The following is a 12,166-nucleotide window of genomic DNA, read 5'->3' as shown; positions in this document are numbered from 1 at the left end:
TACTGTTAAACAGTGTCTTATGGGTTATCTCATATAAAAGATAAATGCATAAACTAATTGTAATAAATAATAATTTTCTCTTTTTTAAAACCCCTAAACCTTTTTTTTCGTAGGTAGTTCTAAAAAAGAACTATATATGGCAATTTTCAAAATTTTTTCCTTTAAATCTAAATGGCACAAAGTTTTAATTGAATTAAATAAAAAAGTCGAATTTATAAGTCCTAACTATGAATCTAGAGTGGAGTGCTTAAAAGTAATTAATAGTATTAGGCGAAATTCTACAATAAAAAAAGCATACGAAATACAAGAGTTAGACTGCGGTAGTTGGTGTTTTATTTTAAAAGATATAACTAGAAATGTACCAATAGGGCGCAGTAGCGAAACTTATATTGATAGAGTTGTTGTAGAAGAAAAAACAAAACTAATGAGAAAATATGCAGCTAATGCTAAAATAGATAATACGGTTTATAAGCTGTAATGATTAGGACCTCTTGTAATGCAATAATTTGGTAGGCCCTTCTAGCAATACTCTAATAATGCGTAACGTACCATCTTCTTGAGTTGCTATAGTCCATTTAATTAGAGAAATAGCGTCATTTTCAATTTCTAGTCCCGTAATACTTCTAGGGTGTACGCAACTTCCATCGTTAAAAAAGGCGATGTCATTAGGCTCTGGAAAGCGTGGTCTATGAGTATGGCCAACAATAGTCATTAAGTTATTATTCTCAGAGATCCATTTTTTGGTTTTGCGTTCAACCTTAATTAATTCTTTATAGTTTTTTGCGGGACTTGTTGGATCTGCAATACCCATAACATTAAGTGGTTTCCAAAGTACGCGAACCATAAATCGGCTCCATTTCCAAAATAAATAATTCCACCAATCGGCTTGATGTCCGTGCGTTAAAAACAGTTCTTGATTATTTGTTGTGTGTTTTAAAATTATAGCTTCATGGTATTTAATATTGCAAAACAAATCAACATCCTCACCTGTTTTTGGATCGAAATATGTAGATAAGTGTTTGTCTACATATTTTGGATTACGGTATACCATATCATGGTTTCCCCAAATCATATGTAATTTGCCTGCTTCATGAAAACGTTTCATTAATAGATAGACATCTTTATGAGCATGTAAAATGGATTCAAAATTTATATTTTCCCACAACTCATCTCCATCACCTAATTCACAATACTCAAACCCTTCATTAAAATAATGCTTTAATGCATGGTAATAGATGTTACGATTATTGGCAAAATCGTCTGCAAAACTATTATCTCCACGATGGCAATCGCTAAATAGAATAAATTTAGAGTTCTCATTAAAAGGAACAATGTGAGCATTTTTATAAGCGTGATCTAATCTTTTTTTAGCTGAAAACATATAGTAAAAGTAAAGAAAAAGACTTGAAAAAGAGAATTATAAAGTTCAATTTAAATAGTAGTCAAATCCATTTGCATAATATGATCATTAATAGCATTCCAAAGTGATACTCGTTTTTGTAAAGCCTTTGTAGAAATGGTTTCAACTTCTTCCCATTTTTTAGAATCATTTTCGCATAACTCATTAATCATTTGCATTGCCATAGGGCCATGCTCATCTGCATCTAGTTCTATATGTCTTTCAAAATAATAGACCAGTTTACTTAAGTTTTTTTCGGGAAAGTTAGTTTGAAGTTCTTTAAGGAGCTTTGTAAACATTTTTGGTATTAAATCCTCTCTTCCAAAAGTAAAGGCAGCAGCAATTTCATGAGGTTTACCATAAAAAGCGATATTAAAAGTAAAGTTTAAAAATGTTACAATACCTTCAGGTAAATTACTGTTGGTAATAGCTGTAAACACATTTTTAGTACTATCAATAGTATTTAATAAATCATTAATAGGTGCTGTGTTTGCTCTTGTAGCTTCCATGGCCTCAAGATACATTTCAAAATGACTTTGCCTTTCTCCGTTTATACTTATATCTGTTTCTTCTGCAACAACAATTTCATTAATTAAATACCTAGTAGAAGGAGAACCAATAGGTGTCCAAGGAATACTTGTACAGGTTAACTTATTTTGAAGTGATTTTAGAAGAGACATAAAATCCCATACAGCAAACACATGATATTCTAAAAATAGATTTAACTGCTCTACTGTTTTTATATTTTTATAAAGTGGGTGATTTAATAATTGCGCCTTGTAAGGAGCAATACTTTTATTTATGTAATCGGGAGTCATTTCAATTTTTGTAAAATAAAAATGCATTCCAATTAAGAAATGCATTTATTGAGTTATAGTTATTTAACTTAGGTTTCAAGTTATTATTTAAATGCATTAAGACCAGTAATGTCTAATCCAGTAATTAATAAGTGGATGTCATGAGTTCCTTCATAAGTAATAACACTTTCTAAATTCATAGAATGACGCATTATACTATATTCACCAGTAATACCCATTCCTCCTAACATTTGTCTAGCTTCACGTGCAATATTAATAGCCATGTCTACATTATTACGTTTTGCCATAGATATTTGTGCAGAGGTTGCTGTACCGTTCTCACGCATAACACCTAAACGCCAAGCTAATAATTGAGCTTTTGTTATCTCGGTAATCATTTCAGCTAGTTTTTTTTGTTGTAATTGGAACTGCCCAATTGGTTTGCCAAACTGAATACGCTCTTTAGAGTACCTTAAAGCAGTATCATAACAATCCATTGCAGCACCAATTGCTCCCCATGCAATACCAAAACGAGCAGAATCTAAACAGCCAAGAGGAGCTCCTAATCCAGATTTATTTGGTAATAAGTTCTCTTTAGGAACTTTTACGTTATCAAAAATAAGCTCGCCAGTAGCACTAGCTCTTAAAGACCATTTGTTATGAGTTTCTGGAGTTGTAAACCCTTCCATACCTCGCTCTACAACTAAACCATGAATACGGCCTTCTTCGTTTTTAGCCCATACTACAGCAATTTGACAAAATGGAGCATTAGAGATCCACATTTTTGCACCATTTAAAAGATAATGATCTCCCATATCTTTAAAATTAGTAGTCATACCTCCAGGATTACTACCATGATCAGGCTCGGTTAAACCAAAACTACCAATCCATTCTCCTGAAGCTAATTTAGGTAAGTATTTTTTACGTTGTTCTTCGTTTCCATATTTCCAAATAGGATACATTACTAAAGACGATTGTACAGATGCTGTACTACGTACACCAGAATCTCCACGCTCTATTTCTTGCATAATTAAACCGTACGAAATTTGGTCTAATCCAGCACCTCCATATTCTTCTGGAATATATGGGCCAAAAGCACCAATTTCAGCTAACCCATTAACAATTTGAGTAGGGAATTCAGCTTTTTGTGCAGCTTCTTCTATAATAGGAGATACATCTCGCTTTACCCATTCGCGGGCAGCATCACGAACTAATTTATGTTCTTCAGTTAAAAGTTCATCAAGATTATAATAATCTGGCGCTTCAAATAAATCTGGTTTCATCTAGTTTATTTTATAGTTATCGAGTTTAAATGCAATTTAATTTGCAATAGAACTCAAATTATTTGGAAAACAAAAATAGCGAAAACGTTTACATTGCCCAATTTATAATCTACATTTTAAGGTAAAAATCTTTGGTAAGGTTAATGTAGTCTTCTGTGTATTCGTGTCTTGCAGTTTCTATTGTTAGCTCAGAAGATTTAATAGTACTTTTATTGAATGATAATTCTATTAAACTGCGCTTTAGTTCTGTTTGTGCATTACCTCTTACACGAAGAATAGTATTAACGTGTAAGTTTACTTTTGAAGCTAGTGTAATAAAATGTGCCTCCTCTTTAAATGGAATTATAGTGCAAAAACTACCTTGTTCTGCTAATAATTTAGAGGCACTGTCTACTAAATGTTCAAAAGGCATAGCATCTGTAAAACGAGCTAAATCACGCTGTGTATTATCCGTTTTAAAATCTTCAGAATAAAATGGAGGGTTAGAAATTATTAAGTCATACTTATCATCAATTTCTTCTGTAAATTCTGCTAAATCTGCATGATAACAAAACAAACGGTCTCCCCAAGGTGAGGCTTCAAAATTATCAACACACTGTTCGTATGCTAATTCATCTATTTCTAACGCATCTATAATTTCTGCATCACTACGTTGTGCTAACATTAAACCAATAATTCCAGTGCCTGCTCCTATATCTAAAACCGAAAAAGGTTTATTTTTAATAGTAGCCCAAGCTCCAAGTAATACGCCATCTGTTCCAATTTTCATGGCGCATTGGTCTTGGTTAACTTCAAACTGTTTAAACTTAAAAGGCATTTTAGACATAACTATTCTTCTAAATATAAATCGATTAAACCTTCTGGTGTGTTAACAAAAATAGTTTTATTAGTTTTATCTACTTTCGAGATAAATTCGTCATTCATAGGAATTAAAATTTCAATACCATCTCTATCAATTTCAAATAAAGATTGAGCTGTAGAATCATTAACACCAGTAATTGTTCCTACAGTTCCAAAATTCTTATCTTCTACTTTAAAGCCAATAATTTCATGAAAATAAAATTTATCGTCTTCAAGTTCTGGTAAAAAATCAAGAGGCAAATACAGTTCGCATTTCATTAAAGCATCTGCATCTTCTTCAGTATCTACATCTTCAAATTTTATACGTAGTAACTCAGACTTATGCAATTGAGCACTTTCAATAAAAAAAGGAATTAGAGCTCCTTTTAAGTACACAAAAACAGATTCTAAATCTTTGTATAGTTCAGGTTCATCAGTATCTAATTTGGCTAGTAATTCGCCTTTAAAACTATATTTTTTAACGATTTTGCCTAGAAAAAAACAATCTTGTTTATTCATTTTAATTATTAAAGTTGTGCTTTTTAAAAATATCTTTCAATAAAAAAACTCCGATAATTTATATCGGAGTTTTAAAAGTATAAAAAAATAAATTTCTATTCTTCTTCATTTGAAGCTTCTGTTGCTTCAGCAACTTCTTCTTCAACTACAGGAGCTGCAGCTGCAACCCTTGCTTCGTTTACTGCTTTTTCAGCTTCTAAAGCTTTTGCTTTAGCATCAGCTTCTGCTTTAGCTAAACCATCTTTTTTAGAATCAACTTTACCTGTCTTTTCTTCTAACCAAGCTGTAAATTTAGCTTCAGCTTGCTCTTCAGTTAAAGCACCTTTTCTAACACCACCAGCTAGGTGATTTTTTAGTAAAGCGCCTTTGTAAGATAAAAGATTTTTTGCTGTGTCAGTAGGTTGTGCACCGTTCTGTAACCATTTAACTGCTCCATCAACATCTAAATCGATAGTTGCAGGATTTGTGTTAGGATTGTAAACACCTAATTTCTCTAAGTATTTACCATCTCTTTTAGCTCTAGAATCAGCTGCAACAATCCAATAAAACGGTTTTCCTTTTTTACCGTGTCTTTGTAATCTAATTTTTACTGGCATAAAAAATTAATTTGTGAGGTTCTCGACCTCGGTTATTAATAATGAGGCGCAAAGATAGGTACATTTATTTAAATTTCAAGTTTTTGGCGTTATTATGTGGAATTTATAATTTTTATTCTATTTTTGATTCCTATTAAAAATAACTATTATGAAAAAGTTTATTGTTTTAGTTCTTACCATATTTACTTTTTTGGGTTGTGGTGAGGAGTTAGAATTCAATACCCCTTCTTTTCAGGCAAAAAAAGATGGTAATCTTTGGGAAGCGATTACCTACAGTGCAAACATAGATGCATCTGGAGTTCTTACTATTGTTGGATCAGATAATTTTGAAACAGTAACACTAGTCTCTAATTCTGCAGCTTTGGGACTGCACGATATGGTAAACACTTCGTCATCTGGAGCGCTTTTAGATGTTAACAGTGTGGTTTGGTCTACTAATAATATGCCAGATCCTAGTGTGCAAATTTATCCAGCAGATGGTGTTATAGACATTAAGGAAGTAGATACAGAAGGAGGTACAGTGTCTGGAGAGTTTTATTTTAATGCTTTCAATGCTTCTGGGTTATCCTCAATTAACTTTAATAGAGGATTTTTTCACAAAGTGCAGTTAGTAGGTACACCTATAACTGGAGGTGTTAGTACAGTAAGTTGTGCTCAAGCTACAGCTACCGTTGATGCTACATTTTTAAGTTTTGATGGAACAGCTACTACAGATGCAAATTACGAAACCGTTTGTAATGCATATAAAACAGCTTTGCAAACAAAAATAACTGCATGTGGTGATACCGATGGTAGCATACAAACTACAATAGATGGTTTAACCTGTATGTAGTAGTATAAGTAAAATTTACTTAAATAAAATATAGTAAGCGTAGTCTACAAATTTATAGACTACGCTTTTTTTGTTAAAATTTCTTAAATAAGGTTTTAAAACTCATAAAGTGTGTTAAAACGCTTGACAAAAAGCGTGATATCTATTATACTGTAGTAAGTCGATGTGAAACAATACGCATCAATAAAGAAGGTATTGGAATTTTAAAAATGATAAAAGATTTTATGAAGTACACTGAAGAAATTTCAAACAAGTTAAACCAATTATTAATTAAAAACTATGATGCTGAAAAAGGTTATTTAAATGCAATAGATAACGTAGAAGGCGATAGGTTAAAAATGTTTTTTAAAAGAAGAGCAACCGAAAGAAGTGAGTTTGCTAAAGAATTAAGAACAGAAATTTTAAGATATGGAGAAATACCAGAAGATTCAGGAAGTTTTAAAGGTATTGTGCATAGAAACTGGATGAGTTTGAAATCTACTTTCTCTACAAATAACGAAGAAGCTATTTTAGAAGAAGCTATTAGAGGCGAAGAGGCAAGTTTAGAAGAATATAATAATTTAATTACAGAAAAAAACTTACCACCTACAATAGATGCTTTGATTTTAAAACACAGAAACGCTATACAGTCTGCAATTAATACAGCAAAAGTTCACGAAGAACTAGTCTCATAAATTTAGAGATTAAATAATATATAAGCCAATGCGAAAGCATTGGCTTTTTATGTTTAAAACTGTTTATAACTTTCGCCTTTTATAGTAACAATTTTATGTATTTTTATAGGCTAGCTTTAAAATTCTTAAAAACCTCTAAAACAAATATATAAACACAGAGTATGTACTTAATTTTCGATACAGAAACTACTGGATTGCCTAAACGTTGGGATGCGCCAATAACAGATACCGATAATTGGCCACGCTGTATACAGATAGCATGGCAATTGCATGACGAAATGGGACAATGTATAGAAAGTCAAGATTATTTAGTTAAACCAGAAGGTTTTAATATTCCTTATGATGCAGAGAAAATTCATGGTATTTCTACAGAATTAGCAGAAGAACAAGGGGTTTCTCTTGCAGAAGTCTTAGAGAAATTTAATATAGCTTTAAGTAAAACTAAGTTTGTTGTTGGGCAAAATGTAAAGTTCGATTTAAATATTATGGGAGCTGAGTTTTGTAGAGAAAACTTAGCCAATAATTTACAAGAATTACCAGTTTTAGATACCTGTACCGAACATACTGCAAGTTTATGTCAAATTCCTGGAGGTAGAGGCGGAAAGTTTAAGCTACCTACACTTTCTGAATTGCATAAATTTTTATTTGGAGATGGTTTTGCAGAAGCACACAACGCAACGGCAGATGTTGAGGCAACAACACGTTGTTTTTTTGAATTAATAAGAAAAAGGCAATATACAGAAGAACAATTAGATGTCGCCCCAGATTATTTTGATCGTTTTTCAGAAGCAAACCCTCAACCAATTAAATTAATAGGCTTAAAGCACATTAATTTAAAGCGAGAAAGTGCTAAAATTAATGCACGATTACAGAAACAGGAAACGGGTGGTATTACAGACGAAGAAATAAAAGAAAATATAGAAGGTTTACAAAATGTAGATTTTGTGCATTTACATAACCATTCGCAATTTTCTGTACTACAATCTACAATGAGTGTGGGAGATATTATTGATGCTGCAGCAAAACAAAACATGCCAGCAGTAGCATTAACCGATCATGCTAACATGATGGGGGCTTTCCACTTTGTAAATGCAGCAAATAAACATAATAAAGTAGCGAAGGCCAAAATAGAAGAAGCCAAAGCCAAAGGAGAAACAACAACTGTAAAAGAAATAAAACCAATAATTGGTTGTGAGTTTTTTGTTTGCGAAGACCATTTAGACAAAACCAGAAAGGATAATGGTTACCAAATAGTATTACTTGCTAAAAATAAAAACGGCTACCATAACCTAGCCAAATTATCTTCTCATGCCTTTGTAAATGGATTTTATTATGTACCAAGAATTGATAAAAAGTTAATTCAAGAATATAAAGAAGACCTTATTGTACTTACTGGTAACCTCTATGGAGAAGTCCCTAGCAAAGTTTTAAATATTGGAGAAAACCAAGCAGAGGAAGCATTGCTTTGGTGGAAAGAAGTCTTTGGAGACGATTTGTATGTAGAATTAATGCGACACAATCAAGAAGATGAAAATAGAGTAAACCCAACCTTAATAAAACTAGCTAGAAAGCACAATGTAAAATTAATAGCCTCCAACAATACCTATTATGCAAATCAAGATGATGCTAATGCACATGATATTTTATTATGTGTAAAAGATGGGGAAAAACAAGCAACTCCAATAGGTAGAGGCCGTGGGTATCGTTATGGGCTACCAAATAAAGATTATTACTTTAAGTCTTCAGATCAAATGAAAGAAGCGTTTAAGGATGTTCCAGACGCTATTATAAACATTCAAGAAGTTGTAGACAAAGTAGAAGCTTATCAGTTAGCAAGAGATGTATTATTACCAGCTTTTGATATTCCGGAAGAATTTAGACATGAAGAAGATGAAGTAGATGGTGGGAAACGAGGTGAAAATGCCTTTTTAAGACATTTAACCTACGAAGGTGCAAAGAAGCGATATGGCGAACCATTAACAGAAGACGTTATAGAACGTTTGGATTTCGAGTTAGAAGTTATTGAAAAAACAGGATATCCAGGGTATTTCTTAATTGTTGAGGATTTTATTAGAGAAGCCAGAAACATGGATGTGTCAGTAGGACCAGGGCGTGGTTCTGCAGCAGGATCTGTAGTTGCCTATTGCTTATGGATAACCAATATAGACCCCATGAAGTATAATCTGCTTTTTGAGCGTTTCTTAAATCCAGATCGTGTAAGTATGCCCGATATTGATATCGATTTTGATGATGAAGGCCGAAGCCGTGTTATGGATTACGTAATAGAAAAGTACGGAAGTAATCAGGTGGCTCAAATTATTACCTATGGTACTATGGCTGCAAAATCTTCTATTAGAGATACAGCCAGAGTATTAGATTTGCCATTATTTGATGCCGATAGAATAGCTAAGCTAATCCCTAATATGTCTAAGCTTCGAAAGATTTTTGGAGCAGACGAGAAGGGGTTAAAGAATATGTTTAGAGCAGAAGAATTAGAAAAAGTTAATGAACTTTTAAATATTTCTGAAGGCTCAGATTTACAAGCAGAGACTTTAAACTTAGCAAGGTCTCTGGAAGGTTCTGTAAGGAATACAGGAATTCATGCTTGTGGTGTAATTATTACGCCAGATGATATTACTAAATTCGTACCAGTATCTACAGCAAAAGATTCCGATTTATATGTTACCCAATTTGATAACTCTGTAGTAGAGGATGCAGGACTATTAAAAATGGATTTTTTAGGGCTAAAAACATTAACCCTAATTAAGGATACGGTAAAAATTGTAAAAGCGAAGCATAATATTTTACTAGATCCAGATAGTTTTCCGCTAGATGATGTTAAAACATACGAGTTATTCCAACGAGGAGAAACAGTAGGAGTATTCCAATACGAATCTCCTGGAATGCAAAAACACCTTAAGGATTTAAAACCTACAGTTTTTGATGATTTAATTGCCATGAATGCCTTGTATCGTCCAGGGCCTATGGAATACATTCCTAGTTTTGTTCGTAGAAAGCACGGAGACGAAGATATAGAGTACGATCTCCCAGCAATGGAGGAGTACTTAAAAGAAACGTATGGTATTACCGTATACCAAGAGCAAGTAATGTTACTTTCTCAAAAATTAGCAGACTTTACAAAAGGTGAGGCAGATGTTTTGAGGAAAGCCATGGGTAAAAAGCAAATTGCTGTTCTAGATAAAATGAAACCAAAGTTTATTGAGCAGGCAAGCGCTAATGGGCATGATGCTAAAAAGCTTGAGAAAATTTGGAAAGATTGGGAAGCCTTTGCAAGTTATGCCTTTAACAAATCGCACTCTACATGTTATGCATGGATTGCGTACCAAACGGCCTATTTAAAGGCGCATTATCCAGCCGAATATATGGCAGCTGTACTCTCTAATAACATGAATGATATCAAGCAAGTAACGTTCTTTATGGAAGAATGTAAACGTATGAAATTAGACGTATTGGGGCCAGATGTAAATGAATCGTTTTATAAATTCTCTGTAAATCAAGACAACGCTGTACGTTTTGGTATGGGTGCTATTAAAGGAGTAGGTCATGGAGCGGTAATGACTATAGTAGATAATAGAAAAAAAGACGGACACTATAAGTCTATTTTCGATATAGCTAAACGAATAGATTTAAGAGCAGCAAATAAAAAAGCATTCGAGAATTTAGCATTAGCTGGAGGTTTTGATTGTTTTGAAACAACACATAGAGCACAATATTTTCATAAAGAAGGAGGGGATTTAACCTTTTTAGAAAAAGCAATTAAGTATGGCCATAAGCATCAAGAAAATGAAAATTCTGCTCAAGTAAGTTTATTTGGAGAAGCAAGTAATGTTCAAATAGAAGAGCCTCAAGTACCACCATGCGAAACATGGGGTACAATGGAAAAATTGGCTAAAGAACGCGAAGTTGTTGGGATTTATATTTCTGGACATCCACTAGACGATTTTAGAACAGAGATGAATACTTTTTGTAAGGGGACCATTGCTGACTTTTATAACTTAGAGCAAAACGTTAATAAAGATATTACTTTTGGAGGTGTGGTAACAGATGTGCAACATCGTGTTAGTAAGCAAGGAAAAGGGTGGGCTTTATTTACTATAGAAGATTTTACAGACTCTTATGAGTTTCGCATTTTTGGAGAAGATTACTTAAAATTCAGGCACTTTTTAATGCAAAACAACTTTGTGCATGTAAAAACCTTTATTAGAGAAGGTTGGATTAATAAAGATACAGGGAAACGAAGCGATCCTAGAATTCAATTTAATAACTTTCAATTATTACACGACGTTATGGAAAAAAGTGTAAGAAAGTTATCTATACAATTAAATATTAAAGAATTAGAATCGGATAAAATTAAAAGTTTAAAAGAGTTAATAGCGATGCATCCTGGAAGCCATTTACTAAATTTTGTGGTTTACGAAAACAGAGACAAAATAAAACTTGAAATGCCTAGCAGAAAACAAAAGGTTAAAGTATCTCAGGAGTTATTAGATGAATTAGAAGAACAGCAAGTACTTTACAAATTAAATTAATGGTTAAAATAACAGCATATTCCTTTTTGAGTCTATTAGCTATTGTATTTATAAGTTGTAATAGTGGCCCTAAGAAAGTAAATAAAGTAGATGATAAGTATGCTGTTTTTCAAAGTATTTTAGATTCTATTTATAGTAATCATGAAGATGCTGTAGGTATAATGGTGCATATAGAAGCGCCAAATAAAAATATATCTTGGAGTGGTGCTGTTGGTGTTTCTAATAAAAAAACGAAAACCAATTTAGAAAGTGATCAGCCAGTTTTAATAGCAAGTAATACTAAAACCTACGTAGCAGTAAGCGTTTTAAAACTAATTGAACAAGGAGAACTTAAGTTAAATGATCCTATTTTTAAGTACATCTCTAATGAATCAAAAATAATGTTAAGCAACGAGGGCTACGATGTTTATAGTATTACCATTAAAGATTTATTGTCTCACACAAGCGGTATTTTTGATTATGCAGAAACTGAAGCTTATTTTAATGAAATATTAGCTAACCCAAAAAGAGAATGGAGTAGAATAGAGCAAATAAAGTTTGCAATGGAACATGGTGAGCCATTAGGAGAATCGGGTGAAGTGTTTGCATATTCAGATACAAATTACTTATTACTAACTGAAGTTATTGAGTCTGTAACAAATAAAACGTTTTATAAAGCAATAAGAGAACTCATAGG

At 32.7% G+C, this 12,166-nt stretch carries 11 protein-coding genes; 5 read left to right on the top strand and 6 right to left on the bottom strand.

What is annotated here, in order from left to right; genetic code table 11:
* The first annotated feature begins 136 nt into the window (after window positions 1–136).
* Window positions 137–478 (top strand): hypothetical protein, encoded by a 342-nt coding sequence (locus tag ACVC2P_RS06795; RefSeq protein ID WP_452597721.1) that lies wholly within the window; start codon window positions 137–139, stop codon window positions 476–478.
* 3 nt (window positions 479–481) lie between these two features.
* Here the strand turns inward: ACVC2P_RS06795 and ACVC2P_RS06790 are convergent, their stop codons facing one another.
* The 6 genes from ACVC2P_RS06790 to ACVC2P_RS06765 form a co-directional block, all read right to left on the bottom strand.
* On the bottom strand, window positions 482–1,381 hold the full coding sequence (locus tag ACVC2P_RS06790; protein ID WP_452597720.1) for a serine/threonine protein phosphatase: 900 nt from the start codon (window positions 1,379–1,381) through the stop codon (window positions 482–484).
* A 50-nt stretch (window positions 1,382–1,431) separates the two neighbouring features.
* Window positions 1,432–2,217, bottom strand: coding sequence for a DUF3050 domain-containing protein (locus ACVC2P_RS06785; protein WP_452597796.1), 786 nt, complete (start codon window positions 2,215–2,217; stop codon window positions 1,432–1,434).
* 83 nt (window positions 2,218–2,300) lie between these two features.
* The gene (locus ACVC2P_RS06780; protein WP_452597719.1) at window positions 2,301–3,479 is read right to left on the bottom strand and encodes an acyl-CoA dehydrogenase family protein; all 1,179 of its coding nucleotides are present in this window, start codon (window positions 3,477–3,479) and stop codon (window positions 2,301–2,303) included.
* A 109-nt stretch (window positions 3,480–3,588) separates the two neighbouring features.
* The gene (locus ACVC2P_RS06775; protein WP_452597718.1) at window positions 3,589–4,305 is read right to left on the bottom strand and encodes a tRNA1(Val) (adenine(37)-N6)-methyltransferase; all 717 of its coding nucleotides are present in this window, start codon (window positions 4,303–4,305) and stop codon (window positions 3,589–3,591) included.
* A gap of 2 nt (window positions 4,306–4,307) precedes the next feature.
* A complete protein-coding gene (gene rimM / locus ACVC2P_RS06770) occupies window positions 4,308–4,838 on the bottom strand; it encodes a ribosome maturation factor RimM (protein ID WP_452597717.1) in 531 nt (176 codons plus the stop codon).
* 95 nt (window positions 4,839–4,933) lie between these two features.
* The gene (locus ACVC2P_RS06765) at window positions 4,934–5,434 is read right to left on the bottom strand and encodes a 30S ribosomal protein S16 (RefSeq protein WP_452597716.1); all 501 of its coding nucleotides are present in this window, start codon (window positions 5,432–5,434) and stop codon (window positions 4,934–4,936) included.
* 148 nt (window positions 5,435–5,582) lie between these two features.
* On the opposite strand from ACVC2P_RS06765, the gene ACVC2P_RS06760 reads away from it, so the two are divergent.
* The 4 genes from ACVC2P_RS06760 to ACVC2P_RS06745 form a co-directional block, all read left to right on the top strand.
* A complete protein-coding gene (locus ACVC2P_RS06760; RefSeq protein WP_452597715.1) occupies window positions 5,583–6,266 on the top strand; it encodes a DUF6252 family protein in 684 nt (227 codons plus the stop codon).
* Window positions 6,267–6,490: 224 nt separating this feature from the next.
* Window positions 6,491–6,940: a ferritin-like domain-containing protein gene (locus ACVC2P_RS06755; protein ID WP_452597714.1), complete on the top strand. Its 450-nt coding sequence runs from the start codon at window positions 6,491–6,493 to the stop codon at window positions 6,938–6,940.
* Between the two features lie 161 nt (window positions 6,941–7,101).
* Window positions 7,102–11,490 (top strand): DNA polymerase III subunit alpha, encoded by a 4,389-nt coding sequence (gene dnaE / locus ACVC2P_RS06750; RefSeq protein ID WP_452597713.1) that lies wholly within the window; start codon window positions 7,102–7,104, stop codon window positions 11,488–11,490.
* Window positions 11,490–12,166: serine hydrolase domain-containing protein (locus ACVC2P_RS06745; protein WP_452597712.1), on the top strand; the 677-nt coding region annotated here is incomplete at its 3' end. The genes dnaE and ACVC2P_RS06745, both read left to right, overlap by 1 nt.

Source organism: Pontimicrobium sp. MEBiC01747 (assembly GCF_053601635.1).
Note: the sequence above shows the minus strand (reverse complement) of the source record. Positions and strands in the feature narration are given on the sequence as shown.